Here is a 17,739-nt window from a genome sequence, read left to right as displayed (position 1 = left end):
TCCCCGTCATCCACACCCGGAGTTCCATTGATAAAGACCGCCGCCCGGCTGATCAGCTACGCCCTGCTGGGCAAATCCGACAAGCAGCCCCTCGACATCGCCCGCGTGCGCAAGGTATTGATCTTGCGCAACGACAAGATCGGCGACATGATCGTCACCACGGCGCTGCTGCGCGAGCTGAAAAAGAATTACCCGCACTGGCAAATCGATGTGGCCGCCAGCAGCGCCAACCGCGATGTGATTGCCGACAACCCGCATGTCAACGACATCATCATCTGGGACAAGCAGCCGCTGCTGCGCGACTTGCGCACCACTATCGCCAGCCTGCGCCGGCGCCGCTACGACGTCATTTTCAACCCCTACAACCGCTTTTCGATTCCCTTGCTGTTGCGCATCAAATGGCTGGGTGGGCGCTATCTGACGGGCTTTGCCATTCCCAAATACGGCACCTCGACGGCCAGGCTAGGCATGTTCGACCATACGGCGCCCTGCGACCGCAGCGGCCACATCCTGCGCAGCTACTTTGCCGCGTTTGCCCAGTTTGGCCTGCGCGACATCGATGAACGCTATGAACTGTTCGGCGTGGACGCGCACGCGGCACAGGTCGACGTGGCCTGCGACGTGCTGCTGGGCACGCACGAGGGCTTGTTTTGCCTCAATTTCCAGGGCAGCAATGCGCAGCGCACGGTCAGCGTGGCCGACGCCCAGCGCTGCTGCGCCGCCCTGGCGGCGCGCTACCCGCGCCATGCCCTGCTGGTGATTGCCGCGCCCGGTACCGAGGCGCGCGCCGCCGAGATCGTACATGGCGCCGGCCATGCCAACGTGATGCTGGCGCCGCCCACCAGCCACATCCTGCAGCTGGCGGCCCTGATACGCCGCTGCCAACTGGTGGTCTCGCCCGACACGTCGGTGATCCACATCGCCTCGGCGTATGACAAAAAAATCCTCGGCTACTATATCCGCACCGACAACTACCGCTGGTTTTATCCTGCCAGCAGCCACTACCGCGTCATCCTGGCGCCGGGCCTGACCCTAGAGAGCGTCAGCGCCGCCGACACGCTGAACGCCGTCGAACAACTGATGGCCGAAGACAAGCAGGCGGAGAAATCCCTTCAGGTAGCAGGCGTGTCCTAAGCCGCCAGCTTGCCTTCGACTTGCTCCAGCACCAGGCGCAGCGCCTGGCCGCCCGAATCGGTGCTGCCGAGCAGACTGACCGGCAGGCCGGGCTCATGCGCGCCAAGCCAAACAATTCGGCGGCCGTCAGGTTGACCTGCAGGATCACGCTATCGAGGCCCAGCACGAAATAGGCGGCGGGCGCCAGCAGATATAAATCCTTGACATACGCCTGTTCGCGTTCGCCCCTGAGCCGTCGGGGGTTGAGGACGCCATCGTCGAGCGGGGGCGCGGCAAGCCGCGGCACGCGGTTGCCAGCGCGGTGCAGCTGTCAGGACAGCTTCGCCAGCGGCGAACTCGGACGCGAGCGACCATGCCTGAGCGCATGCAAGCTGGTGCGCAAAGCGAGCAGGCAGGCATCGGCAAACATGGCTGCACCGCCGTTGATGCGCCGACGCAGCACCTGTGCCGCCATCCGGTAGCGGCCGGAACGATACAGCTGCTTGATCATCCCGCGCACGGCAGGCGTGTGCATGGTGGCATCGTCGCAATTGCCGATGTAATCGCCCAGTTCAACGTCGTCCAGCACCTGGCCGAAGTTGAAAAAACCATGGAAGCCAAACGTGCGGCCGGTGGGCGCAATGCATTCGAAGGCAAACGCCGAAGCCAGCCTGGCATCTGCAAAACGAATGCCAAAATCTTGCTGCAGCTGTGCGCCATGCAGTTCGCAGATTGCATAATCCTCGGGATGGGGCTGCACGACAGATATCTGTGGCAAGACCTCGTAAAGACGCCGCGAGCGCAGCGAAAAACCGCCATTACCGACGACCACCGGACGATGCGACCAAGGCGCGCCAATGTAATCGCAGTCCAGGAAAGCGCTCTGCCACTGCTGGGGATGCACGATAAAGCTATCCCACTGCATGATCAGTACGTGCGTGCCGCTAAAATGCGCGCCCAGCTCATGCACCATGAACGCCGAATACGCCTCAACACTCTCGATGGGATCGATCATCACCTGGCGTATGTGCGCAGGCAGGTCATGCAAGCGGGACGTGAACAGCAAGCATTCCTTGAAATCGGCGCCGGCAAGACAGCGCTCGATGGCAAACCTGGCCAGCTCGGGATAGCGCGTTTCTACGCACACCAGGCTGATGTTGCGAAGGTCCAGTTTATCACTATGCATTGTAGGCATTTCGTCAGTGCGCACGGTGGCAGGTACGCCACAGGCGGGCGCGAAAAATTGGCAAGGATTGCATCCTACAGCGCCAGCCGCGCCCGGGCAAGCGACGCGGCTGGCGCAAGCCGGCGATGCGAACGGTTCAACGCCCCTGCCCCATGCTGCGCCGGCGCAAGCCGAAGTCGTGCCCCACCACCAACAAGGTGCTGGCCACCAGGCTGGACAAGCCCACGATCAGCTGGATCAGTTTATCGTCAGGCAAGATCCACAGCGACGACGATGGCGTCTCGCACAGCGTGGCGGCGCTGATCAACGGCGCTATCCAGGCCGCGTCGGGCGTCACGTCGAGCACGACGGCGCCGTCGGCGCTGGTCTGCATGTAAATGTCGCCCCCTTCGGCCAGGGTAAAGCAGATACCCACGCCCGTTTCCGTGGCGCCGATATTGTCCTGCATGCTGCGGTTATGTTCCTCGATCCACACTTCCACGTCATACGGCGTTTCCAGGTGCTGCCACGGACGGGGGCGAAAGCGCGGACGCTCGTCCGGGCTGGCGGGGGAATCGGGGATGTTGCTGTCTGCTGCGCCTTGCATGGGGCCTCTTCTGCGGTGAATCGGCGGGACCAGTCGCCCGCCAGCCGCCATTATCCATCGTTCGGGGCCCGCATGGGCTTGTCCTCAGCATTTCATCAGAAAAACTGATAGCTATTAACTTTTAACATCAGCATGACTGACTTAAAATACGCGCCACTTCTTCTTTACAGGCTTTACATGCAAGGCATCAAACGCAAAATTGTCTACGTCACCGCTTTTGAAATCATCGGCATGGCCATTTCCACGCTGTGGCTGACCCTGCTTTCGGGCGAATCGCCCACCAGCACGGGCCCGCTGGCACTGATGATCACCAGCATCGCCGTGATCTGGAACCTGCTCTACAACACGGCCTTCGAGTACTGGGAAATCCGCCAGGTATCGCGCACGCGCACCGTCTGGCGCCGCATCCTGCATGCGATCGGCTTCCAGATTACCCTGGTCATCTACCTGATCCCACTGATCGCCTGGTGGCTCGACATCAGCCTGTGGCAAGCCTTCGTGCTCGATTTTGCCCTGATGCTGATCATTCCCTGCTACAGCTTCATCTTCAATTACTTCTTCGATGGCCTGTTCGGCGTGCCCCTGTCGGCGCAGCAACCCAAGGAAGAGCCGGCCAGCGTTCAGGGCGCGGCTATTTCCACTTCCATGAGCAACTGACGAAAGGACCGCGCCGCCATGCCCAGCGGCCGGTCCTTCATCCACACCAGGTGGATCGGCAACACCAGGCCATTGCCCGTGTTCTTGAAGGCCACGCGGCGCACCCGCCCCGCCGCCAGCGAGTGGGCAATGGCCGAGGCGGCAAAATTGCCCCAGCCCAGGCCCGCCTCGACCATGGACAGCGCCATCGGCAAACTGTCCGTGCGCCAATAGGACAGCCCCACCACGGGGCGCGCATCGGCCAGGTCCAGCTCGCGGCTGGCAACGATGATCTGGCGCAAATTCACCAATTCCTCGATAAACAAGGGGCGCCCCGCCGCGCTGGGGGGATGCTGCGTGGAAATAATCGCCAGCAAGGCATCGCTGCCCACCAGCTGGAACTGCTCTTCATGATTGATGCGCCCGCCCGCGAAAGCCATGCAGGCGCAGATGCGGCCCCGGTGCAGCATGTCGAGCACATCGTCCTGCGGCGCCGTCAGCACCTCAATGTCGAGCAGCGGATGGCGCTGCGACAGCGCCTGCACGGCACGCAGGAACGGAGCATGGTCGAGTTCGGCAGCGATGCCCAGCGAGATGCGGCTTTCCAGCCCCTGCGACAATTGCTGCGCATGCAGGTGCAACTGTTTCAATTGCTCGGCGATCAGGCGCGCATGCGGGATCAGGGCCACGGCGGCCGGCGTGGGCACGGCTTCGCGCGCGCTGCGGTCAAACAGGACGATGCCCAGTTCGGCCTCGATGTTCGCAATGGCCATGCTGACGGCCGACGGCGCCCGCCCCAAGGCGCGCGCGGCGCTGGAAAACGAGCCGCCATCGACGACGGCCAGGAATAGTTCGATATTATGGCTGGAGAGTTTCATGGGAGCAGCGAAAGACCGGGAGCGCCCCGTGTATGTCATTGGGAAAACCCGGCAAAACCTGGGTCAGGTGCTTACCCCTTCCAGGTGCGCTGCAAGCCCGTATCGGCATGGATCCAGCCGCCACGGGGGCCGGAGCGGTAATAAAAGCCCACGCCGCCCTGCTTGAAGCTGCGCACCAGCGAACCGAGCACTTCCGCGTTCAGGTTCGCCACGCGGATGTCGGCAGCGCGCCCCGAGATGTGCAGCGACTGGCGCGCGGCCGGCACGCCCGCTTCGCGCAGGCGGCTGTTCGATTCGGCCGTGCGGTAGCCCGACAGGATTTCCAGCGGCTGCTCGATGCCGTAGCGGGCCACGAACGCTTGCGTGCCCCACAGGGTTTCCAGCAGTTTCGGGTCGATGGGCGCCGTTTTCTTGCCATTCACGTCGCGCAGCAAGTGGCACAGTTCCTGATAGGCTGAATCGATGACTTCGCCATCTTTCCAGTACAGCAGCCTGGCTTTCTCGTTGCTGGCCGGGCGCACCACTTCCAGGGTGCGCGGCTTGAGCCAGAATTCCAGGTCCAGCGCCTGCGCGTCGAAAATGTCCGGTGGCGGTTCCAGCTCGGTTACCGGCTGGCGCGTCTGCGACGTGATCGAGCGGTCGATGCTGGCCAGTTGCGTCGGCTGGGCTGGCACGCCAGTACGCAGGGCGCGCGGCTTGGCGCTGGCCGAAGCCGATGCGGGAGCGGCCGTGCGCGAGGCGCAGCCAACGAGAGGAGTGGCGACCAGGCCCAGCGCGGCCAGGCCCATACCGTGGTGTAGAAAATGTCTGCGCGATGCCATAGTCAGTCCAATATAACGATACGACTACTATAGCGTATTGTGCAGCGAAGAAAAACCCTCATTTCCTATCGTATCGGCCAGATTTCACCGCATTTTGTGTCAGGCCGCGGCCGCGATGCGTGTGAGGCCGTGTGTCGCCTGCACCAGGGCCATCAGGGGCTTATCCAGCAAATAACCCTGGGCCACGATGGGCAAGCCGATGGCGGCGGCGATACGCTGCAGGGCTGCCAGCGCGGCTGGCGTGTCGAGGCGCTTGAAGACCACGCGGATCTTTGCGGCGTGGCACACGGTGACGAAGCGCGCGGCCGCGTCCTCGTCGCTGAGGTTGCCTGCATCGAGCTTGAAGGCGTGCGGGTGCAAGCGCTCCAGCATGCCCGTTGCCTCGTGCACGCTGGCCACGTTGATGGCCAGGCGGAAACCGTTGCGGCGGTAATTGTCGGCCACGTAATTGAGCAGCCAGCCCTGGTTCGCCGTGACGGCCGGCAATTGCAGCACGATACGCTCGATCGGCAAGCCCAGCGCGTCGAGGATGCGCTGGAAGGCGTGGCCATGATTGCTGCTGACAGCGCTCAGCAGGCGGTCATGCACGTTCAGGTACAGGTCCGACTGCTCCGCTTCCGGCTGGCGGAAGAAATTAATGGCGTGCAACATACGGCACAGCCGGTCCAGCTCCACCGATTCATCGTCGCTGGCCGCATGGTCGAGCAGGCGCCACAGCGACAAGCCCTCGTCGGCCTTCGACACGCTGCGCGCCAGCCCTTCGAAGGCGACCAGCTTGCCACTGTCCAGTTCGCGCAGCGGCTGGAAGGCGCTGGTCATGGTGCAATTGAAAAAGCGCCCCAGCGCCCTGCCCTCGTCATCGAGCCAGACACTGGTGCCGGCCTGGGTTTGATGCGACAAACGGGCCAGATAATGCTTCAGGACGGGAAATGGCATTGAATGCTCCTTCATGGGACTGCGCCAGCCAAGCTCGTGGGCTCGTGGGGATAGCGGCGCCAAAGTGTGCAGACTAAGCCAGTGCGAACCAAAGGAGAACGAATGGTTTCGCCATTTGATATGCGCCCAGCAAATAAGGGCCGCAGCAGACAACACAACGGCCGGCGCATATCGATAGTCAGAAACATTCCTTCCCGCCCCTGGCGCCTGCCTCTACTGTGGCCGGGTACCGATAACCACAGGAAGGGCCGCCATGTGCCAGTTACTCGCAATGAACAGCAGCAAGCCGGCCGCGCTGGAGTTTTCCTTTGCCGGCTTTGCCGAACGGGGCGGCCGCACGGACGAACACCGCGACGGCTGGGGCATCGCCTTTCATGGCAGCGACGGCTGCACCTTGCTGACCGACCACCTGGCGGCCATCGATTCGCCGCTTGCGGCCCGGGTGCAGCAGCACCCCGTGAAGGCGAAAAACATCGTCGCGCATATCCGCAAGGCCACGCAGGGCCGCATCGCGCCAGAAAACACGCACCCGTTCGCCCGCGAACTGTGGGGCAAGACCTGGTCGTTCGCCCACAATGGCGACTTGAAGACGTGGCGCGCGCCCGTCAATGCGCACTACCGCGCCAGCGGCGACACGGACAGCGAACAGGCGTTTTGCCACCTGATGGCCAGCCTGCACACGCGTTTTCCCTTGGGCGAACCGGCGCGTGCCGAGTTGCGCAGCGCGATTGCCGCAGTGGCGCAGGACATCGCCGCGCATGGCAGCTTCAACTTCATCCTGTCGGACGGCGAGCTGCTGTTTGCCCACTGCTCCACGCATCTGCACTATGTGATCCGCGAATACCCGTTTTCCGTAGCGCAACTGATCGATTGCGAACGCAGCATCGACTTTCGCCAGCACAACCACCTCGATGACCGCATCGCCGTCATCGCCACGCACCCGCTGACGCAGAACGAGCAATGGGTCGCGTTTGCGCCCGGCGAACTGAAATTGTTTGCCGGCGGCACCTTGCTGCAGGCGACAGCGAGCGCACCGCAAGGCGTGTACATCCAGATCAGTTACTGAGGGGAAATTGCAGGACGGAGGGAAAGGCTCGCCGCCGGATGGGCGGACTGAAGCGTTGAATGGCCGTCAGGCCGAACTGCAGTTGCAAAAGCGCTTGCGCTTGGGGTCGCCGCTGGCCAGGCCGGCGGGATCAATCTGTTTCCAGCAAAAAATTGTTTCCACGCCATACGGCGAGCGCACATTCCCTGCATCTACATAGCCTTGCTTGACGAAAAAAGCCTGGCTGCTGGCCGTGCTGTGCAGTTGCAGGGCCTTGATGCCCCACTCTCGCGCCTGCACTTCGAGCTGCTCCAGCAGCGCCTTGCCTGCGCCGCGACCTTGCACTTCAGGCAACAGATAGCACAGGGCCAGCTTGCCGGCGCGCGTCAGCAGGCCCACGCCGACGACGGTGCCAGCGTCGACGGCGACGAGCGAAAAATTGGTGGGCGAGGCGAACCAGCACGCCACCATCTGCGGTGTTTTATTGCCCAGCCAGGCTTCCAGGATGGCCGGATCGTCCCGATGATCGAGGCTGCAGCATTCGACGATCGAGCGTCGTAATACATTGCACGCCTCGAAAGCGTCGGTCGATGTTGCAATACGAATTTCAAGACTCATGTACGCTCACAAAATATTCCAGTTGCCGATGCAGGCGGTTTCGCCGTGTATCGCGCCATTCGACTATACACCAAGCGGCGCATTCGGGTTTTTTCGCGCCCCGTCAAGAGGGGCTTTCACCTATGATGCTGCCCGTGCAGGCTAAGCCCTGGCAGGCGTCTTGCCCACGAATCATTTCAAAAATCCATATCTGTTTTTTGGCAGAAACGGGAATGTGATCTAAGCATATTACGAAAAATTCGTTTCTTTTCCGGCCGGAATTTTAGACTATGTCTATCTATTCTCACAACAAGAGTTCAACATGACCCATTCCAACGCCGTAACGACTGCCGTCCCGACGCTCACCGAACGCTCGCGCCGCTGGTTCCTGGCCAGCGCCCTGGCCGCTTCTGCCGCCGCCATGAGCCTGCCGACGGCTGCCAGCGCCGCCGAGCCGGTGGTCTTGCTGAACGTCTCCTACGACGTCATGCGCGAATTGTTCAAGGACGTGAATCCTGCATTTATTGCTGATTGGCAAAAAAAAACGGGCGAAACCATTACTATTAAGCAATCGCATGGTGGCTCCAGCAAGCAGGCGCGTTCCGTCGCCGATGGCCTGGAAGCGTCCGTCGTGACCATGAACCAGGCCAATGACATCGATTTGCTGGCCGACCGTGGCCTGGTCGTGGCCGATTGGGCCAAGAAATTCCCGAATAACGCGGCGCCGTTCTATTCCACCATGGTATATCTGGTGCGCAAAGGCAACCCGAAACAGATCAAGGATTGGGACGACCTGGCCAAACCCGGCATCAAGGTCATCGTGCCGAATCCGAAAACCTCGGGCAATGGCCGCTATACCTACCTGGCGGCATGGGGCTATGCCGTGAAAAAAGGCGGCAGCGAAGCGCAGGCGCGCGAGCTGGTCACCAAGCTGTTCAAGAACGTGCCTGTGCTGGACGGTGGCGGCCGCGGCGCCACCACCACCTTTACCCAGCGCGAAATCGGCGATGTACTGGTGACGTTTGAAAATGAAGTGCAGCTGGTGCGCAAGGAATTCGGCGATAACTTCGAAGTGGTGTATCCAAGCATTTCCATCCTGGCCGAGTCGCCAGTGGCCGTCGTCGACAAAGTCGTCGACCGCCGCGGCACCCGCAAGGAAGCCACGGCCTACCTGCAATACCTGTACTCGGAAGCGGGCCAGGAAATTGCCGCCAAGCATTTCCTGCGCCCACGCTCGGCAGCGGTGGCCAAGAAATACGCGGCCAGCTTCAAGCCGATCACCCTGTTTACGGTCGACGATGTGTTCGGCGGCTGGAAACAGGCGCAAAAGAAACACTTTGACGATGGCGGCGAATTCGACAAGATTTATCAGAAGTAAGCCAGCGCCACGCCAGGAAAACCGGGACATGTCCCGGTTTTTTTATGGCAATGCACCCGTGCCCCACTCCAATGCACTGAACAAGCTCGCGATCTCGTTGCTGCGCCGCGTCCCTGTCTTGCGCAAGATCGCCTGTATCTGGCTGCGCACCGTACTGATGCACACACCCTGCCGCAAGGCGTAGCTGGCCGACTCCACGCCGTCGGCCAGCGCCAGCGCAAGCGCCCACTCGGCGCCCGTCAACCTCCATGGCCGCGCCGCGACTGCCGCGCCCTGCCGCCTCGCCGCCCGAAACAGGGGCCGCAGCGACAGCATCGCCAGACGCGGCACTTCGCCATGCCACCCCTGCTCCAGGGGCAAGGCTACGGGCAGGATGCCAATTTCCAACGCTGGCCGGCCATCGGCATCGGCAAGATACAAGGGCGCGGGGCGGGCGCAGGCCAGGTTGGCACACGCCAGCCGCACACGCTGCGCCAACTGCTGCTGCACGCTGCCGACAACCAGGCCAAAGTTGCCGCCCCGCAATGCAATCAAGGGCGGCACCTGTGGCGTTACGGTCAGCAAGCACTGCGCTGCCGGGTTCATGTAGACTAGGCGCAGGCTGGCATCGACCAACAAGATGGCACGGGGCAAGGCGTCAAGCGCCTTCCAGGCCAGCGTCCCACGCACTTGCGCCTGCTGTGCCGTGTCGCGCAGGCGCAAGACATTCGGCAAATGGTCGAGTACCCGCTGCAACTGGGCACGCGTGCGCGCATCATAGCGTCCCTGCCCCGCCGCGCGGTGTGCCGACAGAATGGTCAGTCCGTCATCATCGCGCACGATACCACTACATGAATAGCGCACACCCACGCGCAGATAGAAATCCTGGAAATATTCGCTGTGCGCCACGGTGCGCTCGCTGAAATACTCCTGCATCAGATGCATGCGCCCTGGCGTGCCGCACGTCAGGACCGCATAGCCGGGATCGAGTGCATGGTAATAGCGGCGATAGCCGTCTTCCCAGGCCTGCTCTTCTATGCCGCTCAGATACGCGCGCGACGGTGCCGTGCCTGTTTCGGCCTTCAGGAAGCAGCAGGCGACCTCGCCGCCCGCCAGCTGCGCAAACGCCTGCATGGCGGCACACCACTGCCCTGGCTCCAGCGCCGCCCGGTAAAAGGCGGCGATGACCGGATCGGCACCTTGCGCATGCATTCTCACCTCCCGCCATTTCCATTCCCATGCGGATACAACCGGGCACAAACCTGGCCATCCATCCTTCACCTGACGGATGCGCGCGCACGCCGCCACGCGCAGCATGGCAAACATGGTGTCTGCGCTTCGGCGCACTGCCGCCAGCCGCCCGCCCCCTCAACCATCAAGGAGTAGCATCATGCCCGCCATCCATAGCGCTTCGCGCACTATTCAGCCGCCCCGTAGCACCGCCGCCTCGCTGTGCCTGGCCGTGGGCAGCGCAACGCTGCTGTCGCTCTCGGCCTGCGCCAACTTGCATACCATCAACCGCAGCACCGACTTGCCAGGCAACGGCAAAGCCATCCACCTTGATGCGGCCCAGCGCGTGATGCATGTCACGAGCGACGGCAAAGCCTGTGCCGAGCCGACGCCCGATGCCCTGCAATCGTATATTTCCTCGTTCGGCGGCGCATTCAGCGCGGGCCCCGATGGCGCCTCCGTCTCGAACGCACTCAGCGCCAATGCCGCCAGCGTCGGCCTGCATTCACAAAGCATCACCTTGATGCGCCAGCAACTATTCAATATCTGCGAATATGCGCAAAACAAATGGCTGAACGACGCTGACGTCATGCTGCTCATGGAGCGCTCGCAAGACCTGACCCTGGGCGTGCTGGCCATCGAGCAACTCACCGGCGCCGTGGTCGCCAGGCAAGCAGCCCTGACCGGCCATGCCGGCAGTACGGCGCAGAACCGCCTCAAGGCCTCGACAGCTGCCTTGGCCACGCAGGCGCAACTCGATCTTGCGATCAAAAAAGAAGAAGCCATGCAAGGCAATCTCGATGCCCTGCGTCCAACCATGCCAACTGTCCCCGCCGCCGGCAAGGGCGTGGCCGCAAACAGGCAAGCCATCATGCTTAAGACCGCACAGGATGGCGTAAGTTCCGCCGCCACGGACAGTGGCGCCGACACCACCTTGTCCGATGCGAGCGCGGCGCTGGCGCAGGCACAAGCCGAACGGGCCACACTCGAGGAACAATTGGCCGATAACTTAACGCAGAGCAAGGCCAGCGCACGCGGTACGTCCGACATGGCTGGGCCGCTACCCGGCACCACTATCAATGAAGGCACGGCTGCGCACCTGGCCAAAGCCAGCACCGAGATCGTGAAAATGGTCTTGAACAAGAGCCATCTGACCGATATGTGCATCACCTTCATGAACCATCCGAAAAAGCACCCTGAAACGGGACTGCATTACAAGAATGTGATGGAGCAGTGCAAGGCCGTGCTGGCAGCGGAAATACGAACAGGCACCACGGCAGCACCGTATTTCTACCCGTCTTCCGGGCCCATCGACGAGGGCATCAACGCCAGCGCAGCACCAGCGAACGACAAACCGGCAAGCAGGACCGCGCCGCGAGGAAGTAATGCAAGGGACAGTAGCGGCGATTCTAGACAGCAGCCCGGCTTGCCATCATCATAACGTTGGTACGCCTGCGGCGCCGCAGGGGGCGCTTCATCCGAGCCCAAGCCATGGCGCCATCACATTCGCCGCCAGTATTGCGGTGAGTTTCTCGTAGGCAACGTAGATGAAGGCCATCGAGATAGGCGAATAGTGTACTTGCGCCCTCATTTGCACGCGCTTTTCGCATAACCATATGCGCATCGATTCGTGGTCAAAAGCGCGTGCGCGCCGTACTCTGGCCATGTCGCGCCACACGGCGTCTTACTGGCACAAAGGAAACATCATGGCTATCTCGGAAGTGAATGTACGCAACCAGTTTCGCGGCAAGATCAAGGAAATCATCTTTGGCCCCGTCGTCTCGGAAGTGGACGTGGAAACGCCGCACGGCATCGTCACCTCGGTCATCACCTCGCGCTCGATCAAAGACCTGGACCTGAAGGTGGGCAGCGAAGTCATCGCGCTGGTGAAGTCAACGGAAGTGTCGATCGCCAAGATCCAGTAAGCAGCTCCCCGCCCGGCCCCTTGCTGTGGGCCGGCGCCCCATCATCTCTACACTCCAATCAGACTTTTCTTCGGACGACCCCACTTACACGTTCAGCTTTGCTATTCACGAATGAATAGCGATGTGGGATGATAGACAAAACTGAAATCCGTCAGGTTACGGGTTTGTCGCCTCATTCACTGGTAGCTATAAATGATTAAATACTGTCATATTTCAAACTTCAAATCATTGGTCAGTTTTCGAGTTGACCTACCCAAATTTACCGTTCTAATCGGTCTGAATGGGGCAGGCAAAACAACTATTCTGCAAGCATTTGATTTTCTTTCTCAACTGATGAATGGAAGAATCGACGAATGGTTGACATCACGTGGCTGGGATAAAGCAGATATTGCGTCAAAACTTGTCTCCACTAGCAATATTGCTTTTGGAGTAACAACAAGTTTTTCAAATGGAACGGCTTCAGGATTATGGGTCGGCTCTTTCAATCGAAAAGAGCTTGCCTGTTTTACTGAAGAGGCCGAACTTGTGGAAAATGGTAAGCTAACAGAAGAATTATTTCGTCTGAAAGACCGCCAGTACCGCATTGAGGATCGCGATTCTGTACCGGTAGCGTTCAGTTACCAAGGCTCTATCCTTTCACAATTGCGCGACAGCGAACTAGGTCCCGGGTTAAAACATATTCGCGATACCCTCCGCAATATCCGCTCACTAGAACTGCTCTCGCCCCATTTGATGCGCCAACGCACGCGCGACAGCGCCGCCAGCATCGGCATCGGCGGTGAAAAGCTGTCCGCCTATCTGCACTCGATCAAGGGGGGCGACAAGCAGCATCTGCTGGACCTGCTGCGCACGTTTTACCCGCGCGTGATCGATTTCAAGTCCTCGCCCACCAAGGGCGGCTGGAAACGCCTGTCCATCATCGAAGATTTCGACGGCAAGCATGTGGAATCCGAAGTACGCCACATTAATGATGGCTTGCTGCGCGTGCTGGCCATGCTGGCGCAAACGCTCGATGGCGACGCGATGCTGCTGTTCGACGAGGTGGAAAACGGCGTCAACCCGGAAATCGTGGAAAAGCTGGTGGACTTGCTGGTGAATGCCAAACAGCAAATCCTCGTCACGACCCACAATCCGATGATATTGAACTACCTAGCAGACGAGGTGGCGCGCGAGTCGGTGCTGTTTGTCTACAAGACGCCAGAGGGTTTTACCCGCGTGCGTCCGTTTTTCTCGCTGCCGGGCGTAGGCGAGAAACTCGACCTGATGGGCCCAGGCGAAGCTTTTGTCGACACCGATCTGGTAGCGCTGACAGCAACCTGCGTCGAACTCGACAAGCAGGAAAAGACGGCCAAGGATGCTGGCGAGAGCACGAAAAAGACACCCACTCCCAAGAAGGCCGCCACATGATACTGGTCTTGAGCGGCGAAGGCCCCAGCGACCTAGGCATGTGCACCAATGCCCAAGGCCGCTGCGGCGACAACAATTTCCAGGCCGGACCGATCACGGTGCTGCTGGAACAATTGATTGCGCCCAGGCTGGGATATACGCTGGCCGATCATCCCGGCGCCATTCAGTTGATCAACAAGGCTCACCTCATCGACCTTGCAGCCGAACGCAAGAAAAATAAGCGCAGCATGATTTTGCCTGGCAAAAAACATGGCATGGAAACAGGCTACTTCCACGCCAATGCCTTGATTTTGGGCCAGGCCAGCCTGGAGATCGAAGCGGAAAGCAATGATACCGCGATGGCAGTGCTGTTTCGCGACCACGACAAGATGCGTTCCGACCCGCCAGCGCTATGGCAACAAAAATGGCAATCGATGCTGGACGGCTTTCAGCGCGCCCAGTTTCCACGTGGCGTCCCAATGCTGCCCAATCCCAAGTCAGAAGCGTGGCTACTGTGCGCGGCAAAAAAACAACCTTTCCTGCACTGCGCCAAACTGGAAGACGTGCCGGGCAATGACGATGCGCCTGATTCGGCCAAGGCGCAACTGGCCCGCGCGCTGGGCGGCGAAAAAAGCGCCATCGAACTCGCCGAGTGGATGCGCGGCATTCAATTCGATGCCGCTGGCGCCTCGGCCATGCCCAGCTTTGCCGCCTTCCATGACCGTTTGCAAAACGTGCTGGGCGACATGTTGCACTAATCCCTGAACAGGTAAGTAAACGTGCGGCTGACGGGCAGCTTTTCCGTGCTGCCGCGCACCAGCACCTGCATGCGCTCGGCGTCGATGCGCTCGGCCGCCTCGATGGCTTTCACGTTGACCATGGTGCCACGGTGGATTTGCCAGAATTGTTCCGGATCAAGACCGCCCAACAGATCCTTCAGCGGCGTGCGCACCAGCGCTTCCGAGCCGGCCAGCACCACGCGCGTGTACTTGGTGTCGGCCTGGAAGAACAGTACGTCGTCGATGTCGATCAGGCGGATCTGCTTGCCCACGCTGGCCTTGATCCAGCGCGGCGGCGATGGCAGCGCGGCGCGCAGCGACCGCAGCAAGTTGGCCATGTCGGCCGGCTGCGCATCGAGCTTGTCGCGCAGCCGGGCCAGCGCGCGCTGCAGGCGCTCGGCTTGCACGGGCTTCACAGGTAGTCGATGGCGCCGGCATCAAACGCATCGACGGCGTACTGGTCATAGGCCGTGACAACACCACATGGGCGCGCTTGCCGATGCGCTCGGCCACTTCCAGGCCCGACAAGCCCGGCATGCGGATGTCGAGAAATACCACGGCCGGTTCGTGCTCAAAGAAACCATCCCAGGCATCGTTGCCGTTTTCCGCCACCAGCACGATCTGCGCTTCCGGCCAAGCCGCTTCCAGCATGCCCAGCAGGCGCTCGCGCATCAGCGGCTCATCTTCAGCGATCATGACAGTTGTTTTCATGCTTTTCCTTGGCTCAGTGTGTCCATGCTGGCAGGCAGCACAATATCGGCGATCACTCCGCCTTCGTCGGCGTTGCGCACCTCCAGGCGGGCGGCCGGGCAGCCATCGTGCGCCGCGATCAGTTGCAAGCGACTACGCACATTCTCCAGGCCCAGGCCGCCTCCCGGTGCAGGTGCAGCCCCCTGGGCCATGCCGACGCCCGTATCGTGCACGCGCAAGCACAGCATGCCATCGCTCATGCTGGCCGACAAGCCGATCTCGCCGCCGCGCAGGGCAGGCTCGATGCCGTGCTTGATGGCGTTTTCAGCCAGGGTGAGCAAGATCATGCTCGGTACCATGGCGTGCTCCAGGTGAGGTGGCAAGTCCAGGCCGAAGCGCAGGCGCTCGCCCATGCGCGCCTGCATCACGCGCAAATAGGTCGCCACCATGTCGAACTCAGCGTGCAGCGGCACTTGCTCTGTGCGCATCCCGGCCAGGCTGGCGCGCAAAAAGGCGATCAGGTCGGCCGTCAGCGCCGCCGCGCGGGGAGCGCCCTCTTCGGCCAGTTGCTGCACGGCACCCAGGGTATTGAACAGGAAATGCGGCTCGATCTGCGCGCGCAACAGGCGCAGCTGCGATTCGCTCAGTTCGCGCGCAAGCCGGTCGCGCTCGGCATCTTGCTGCAGGGCCAGCGTCAGCGCTTCGTACTGGCGATTGCGCCACATGGCGACGATGGCGAGCGGCACCATGTAGAACAGGCCTGCCACCAGCAAGGCCAAGCCAGTGACGCGGGCCAGGCGCTCGAATGACACGCTGCGGCCCCCACCATCGTTGAGGACAGCCAGGAAAACGCCGGTCAGCATGCCGAACATGCAGGGAAACAGGATCAGCATCGCCGTCTTGAATTTGTTGCGCATCAGCTTGCGGTAATTGAACCAAATGCCAAGCAAACCCCAGGCCAGCGCGAAGCCCGAGATATTACTGATCGCCAAGGCCTTGACCCAGTCAAACCTGACGGGAAACATCAGGTGCAGCAGCACGCCGATGGCGCTGAACAACAGCATCAGCTTGGCTGCCGCCATGTAAAAACTGGCGCCCCGATATTTCAGCATGAAAGCGCGGAACTGCTGGCGCTCGATCGGCGTCAGCTTTGCCAGGCGCAGGGCAATAAAGCGGCGCACGGCGCCGGTGACTTGCTCGGCCATCTCGGGGTGCTGGAGCACCAGCATGGTGTCTTCGTCGATATACTGATACCAGGCCTTGTATTTTTTCCACATGCTGCGTTCTCTTCGGTGCGCTATTCAGGCATGCAGGCAGTCTACGGCGGCGTCGTTCCACCGCACAGCAACAGGCGACGAAACACGAGTCGGAGGGGATCAGTGACGATGCGGCGGGAACAGTATCGACATGCTTGCATAAATGGCACGAAGTTTCCACAACGAAATCAATAAATGGTGAACAATTTTCACTCAGGCAATAAACAGGCGAGCGTCCGCACTTTTTTTAGCTGAGCGGCCTGAATGGGGGCCGCAAGCGCCTGTGTCGCATAGACATGCCAACGGCATTGATGGTATCGTCTAGGCTTGGCAAATATTGCTCCAGAGACATATGCTGCATCTGCCGGCATCGGTCGCGATCTTGCGCGCTGCGCCCACGTTGGCGCCCCAAAACTGCTACACCAGACATAATCCCATGCTCAAAAAAATCATTGCCACCGTGCTGATGACGCTTTCCACAGCGGCCATCGCCGTGCCCTTCGGTTCCCAGTCGATACTGGTGGTCGAGGATGGCACGGGTAAAATCTTGCTTGAAAAAAATTCCAACGTAGTCGTGCCCATCGCCTCGCTGACCAAACTTATGACTGCCATGGTCGTGCTCGACTCCAAGGCAAACATGCAAGAAGAGATCAGCATCGACCGCGAGGATGTCGATACCTTGAAGCACAGCACCTCGCGCGTGCCCGTGGGTGCCACTCTGAGCCGCCACGACGTGCTGCAACTGGCGCTGATGTCATCCGACAACCGCGCCGCCGCCTCGCTGGCGCGCACCTTCCCCGGCGGCCCGACCGCGTTTGCCGTGGCTGTCAACGCCAAGATCAAGGCCCTGGGCATGCGCCAGACCGTGATCGAAGAGCCGACCGGCTTATCGCCGAACAACCAGTCGACGGCTGCGGACCTGGTCAAGATGGCCGTGGCCGCCTCGCGCTACCCGGAAATCAGCCGCATTACCACCGATTCGAAGGATGTGATCCAGATCAAGGGGCGCGACGTGGAATACCACAACACGAACCGCCTGGTGGGCGCCAAGGGCTGGGATATCGGCCTGTCAAAGACGGGCTATACGACTGAAGCGGGCCGCTGCCTGATCATGCGCATCAAGTCGGCCGGCAAGTTCGCCACCATGATCTTGCTCAATGCGCGCGCCAATTCCGTGCGCTCCATGGATGCCGTCAACATCCGCCGCATGCTGGCGGCGGAAAACGGCATTACAGAGCCGAAAGTGATGCGCGCCTCGGTCAGCCGGCACAAGAAAGCGCCGGCGAAACCGTCGAAGCGCCGCCGCGCAAGATAAGCC

At 61.1% G+C, this 17,739-nt stretch carries 18 protein-coding genes and 1 pseudogene; 9 read left to right on the top strand and 10 right to left on the bottom strand.

The features are described from left to right. The first annotated feature begins 27 nt into the window (after positions 1-27). Positions 28-1,134, top strand: coding sequence for a glycosyltransferase family 9 protein (locus ACQ4W6_RS02385; protein ID WP_436565580.1), 1,107 nt, complete (start codon positions 28-30; stop codon positions 1,132-1,134). 310 nt (positions 1,135-1,444) lie between these two features. On the opposite strand, the gene ACQ4W6_RS02380 is transcribed toward ACQ4W6_RS02385, so the two are convergent. Then, positions 1,445-2,128: a DUF5672 family protein gene (locus ACQ4W6_RS02380; RefSeq protein WP_436565579.1), complete on the bottom strand. Its 684-nt coding sequence runs from the start codon at positions 2,126-2,128 to the stop codon at positions 1,445-1,447. Between the two features lie 307 nt (positions 2,129-2,435). Then, on the bottom strand, positions 2,436-2,885 hold the full coding sequence (locus ACQ4W6_RS02375) for a hypothetical protein (RefSeq protein ID WP_436565578.1): 450 nt from the start codon (positions 2,883-2,885) through the stop codon (positions 2,436-2,438). A 177-nt stretch (positions 2,886-3,062) separates the two neighbouring features. On the opposite strand from ACQ4W6_RS02375, the gene ACQ4W6_RS02370 reads away from it, so the two are divergent. After that, positions 3,063-3,542, top strand: a complete 480-nt coding sequence (locus ACQ4W6_RS02370) for a PACE efflux transporter (protein WP_436565577.1) — start codon at positions 3,063-3,065, stop codon at positions 3,540-3,542. On the opposite strand, the gene ACQ4W6_RS02365 is transcribed toward ACQ4W6_RS02370, so the two are convergent. The 3 genes from ACQ4W6_RS02365 to ACQ4W6_RS02355 form a co-directional block, all read right to left on the bottom strand. Then, positions 3,506-4,399, bottom strand: a complete 894-nt coding sequence (locus ACQ4W6_RS02365; RefSeq protein WP_436565576.1) for a LysR family transcriptional regulator — start codon at positions 4,397-4,399, stop codon at positions 3,506-3,508. The two genes, ACQ4W6_RS02370 and ACQ4W6_RS02365, sit on opposite strands and share 37 nt — an antisense overlap. A gap of 71 nt (positions 4,400-4,470) precedes the next feature. Then, positions 4,471-5,220, bottom strand: coding sequence for a YcbK family protein (locus ACQ4W6_RS02360; protein ID WP_436565575.1), 750 nt, complete (start codon positions 5,218-5,220; stop codon positions 4,471-4,473). A gap of 99 nt (positions 5,221-5,319) precedes the next feature. Next, positions 5,320-6,156: an EAL domain-containing protein gene (locus tag ACQ4W6_RS02355; RefSeq protein WP_436565574.1), complete on the bottom strand. Its 837-nt coding sequence runs from the start codon at positions 6,154-6,156 to the stop codon at positions 5,320-5,322. Between the two features lie 253 nt (positions 6,157-6,409). On the opposite strand from ACQ4W6_RS02355, the gene ACQ4W6_RS02350 reads away from it, so the two are divergent. Beyond that, positions 6,410-7,222: a class II glutamine amidotransferase gene (locus ACQ4W6_RS02350; RefSeq protein ID WP_436565573.1), complete on the top strand. Its 813-nt coding sequence runs from the start codon at positions 6,410-6,412 to the stop codon at positions 7,220-7,222. A 66-nt stretch (positions 7,223-7,288) separates the two neighbouring features. On the opposite strand, the gene ACQ4W6_RS02345 is transcribed toward ACQ4W6_RS02350, so the two are convergent. Beyond that, positions 7,289-7,819: a GNAT family N-acetyltransferase gene (locus tag ACQ4W6_RS02345; RefSeq protein ID WP_436565572.1), complete on the bottom strand. Its 531-nt coding sequence runs from the start codon at positions 7,817-7,819 to the stop codon at positions 7,289-7,291. 301 nt (positions 7,820-8,120) lie between these two features. Here ACQ4W6_RS02345 and ACQ4W6_RS02340 point away from each other — a divergent pair, with 301 nt between their 5' ends. Next, complete coding sequence (locus tag ACQ4W6_RS02340; protein ID WP_436565571.1) at positions 8,121-9,176, top strand: sulfate ABC transporter substrate-binding protein; 1,056 nt, start codon at positions 8,121-8,123, stop codon at positions 9,174-9,176. A 42-nt stretch (positions 9,177-9,218) separates the two neighbouring features. Here the strand turns inward: ACQ4W6_RS02340 and ACQ4W6_RS02335 are convergent, their stop codons facing one another. Further along, positions 9,219-10,367 carry a helix-turn-helix transcriptional regulator gene (locus ACQ4W6_RS02335; RefSeq protein ID WP_436565570.1) on the bottom strand — a complete coding sequence of 383 codons (1,149 nt, stop codon included), beginning with the start codon at positions 10,365-10,367 and terminating at the stop codon, positions 9,219-9,221. Between the two features lie 178 nt (positions 10,368-10,545). Here ACQ4W6_RS02335 and ACQ4W6_RS02330 point away from each other — a divergent pair, with 178 nt between their 5' ends. The 4 genes from ACQ4W6_RS02330 (at position 10,546) to ACQ4W6_RS02315 (ending at position 14,454) form a co-directional block, all read left to right on the top strand. Further along, positions 10,546-11,826 (top strand): hypothetical protein, encoded by a 1,281-nt coding sequence (locus ACQ4W6_RS02330; protein ID WP_436565569.1) that lies wholly within the window; start codon positions 10,546-10,548, stop codon positions 11,824-11,826. Between the two features lie 265 nt (positions 11,827-12,091). Beyond that, complete coding sequence (locus tag ACQ4W6_RS02325; protein WP_034757699.1) at positions 12,092-12,310, top strand: TOBE domain-containing protein; 219 nt, start codon at positions 12,092-12,094, stop codon at positions 12,308-12,310. Between the two features lie 192 nt (positions 12,311-12,502). Continuing rightward, positions 12,503-13,717, top strand: coding sequence for an AAA family ATPase (locus ACQ4W6_RS02320; protein ID WP_436565568.1), 1,215 nt, complete (start codon positions 12,503-12,505; stop codon positions 13,715-13,717). Beyond that, positions 13,714-14,454 carry a hypothetical protein gene (locus ACQ4W6_RS02315; RefSeq protein WP_436565567.1) on the top strand — a complete coding sequence of 247 codons (741 nt, stop codon included), beginning with the start codon at positions 13,714-13,716 and terminating at the stop codon, positions 14,452-14,454. The genes ACQ4W6_RS02320 and ACQ4W6_RS02315 overlap by 4 nt, the downstream gene beginning before the upstream one ends. On the opposite strand, the gene ACQ4W6_RS02310 is transcribed toward ACQ4W6_RS02315, so the two are convergent. The 3 genes and pseudogenes from ACQ4W6_RS02310 to ACQ4W6_RS02300 all read right to left on the bottom strand — a co-directional run bounded on the left by ACQ4W6_RS02310 (position 14,451) and on the right by ACQ4W6_RS02300 (position 16,442). Then, positions 14,451-14,891 carry a LytR/AlgR family response regulator transcription factor gene (locus tag ACQ4W6_RS02310; protein WP_436565566.1) on the bottom strand — a complete coding sequence of 147 codons (441 nt, stop codon included), beginning with the start codon at positions 14,889-14,891 and terminating at the stop codon, positions 14,451-14,453. The two genes, ACQ4W6_RS02315 and ACQ4W6_RS02310, sit on opposite strands and share 4 nt — an antisense overlap. Positions 14,892-15,018: 127 nt before the next feature. Further along, a pseudogene (locus ACQ4W6_RS02305) lies at positions 15,019-15,126 on the bottom strand (DNA-binding response regulator); the annotation flags it as partial. A gap of 56 nt (positions 15,127-15,182) precedes the next feature. After that, the gene (locus tag ACQ4W6_RS02300; RefSeq protein ID WP_436565565.1) at positions 15,183-16,442 is read right to left on the bottom strand and encodes a sensor histidine kinase; all 1,260 of its coding nucleotides are present in this window, start codon (positions 16,440-16,442) and stop codon (positions 15,183-15,185) included. A gap of 415 nt (positions 16,443-16,857) precedes the next feature. Between ACQ4W6_RS02300 and ACQ4W6_RS02295 the strand changes: the two genes are divergently transcribed. Then, a complete protein-coding gene (locus tag ACQ4W6_RS02295) occupies positions 16,858-17,736 on the top strand; it encodes a serine hydrolase (RefSeq protein ID WP_436565564.1) in 879 nt (292 codons plus the stop codon). Positions 17,737-17,739: the final 3 nt, after the last annotated feature.

The organism is Janthinobacterium woesei (assembly GCF_051380875.1).
Lineage (GTDB): Bacteria > Pseudomonadota > Gammaproteobacteria > Burkholderiales > Burkholderiaceae_D > Janthinobacterium.
The sequence above is the reverse complement of the archived record's forward strand: the minus strand, read 5'-3'. Positions and strand labels throughout refer to the sequence as shown.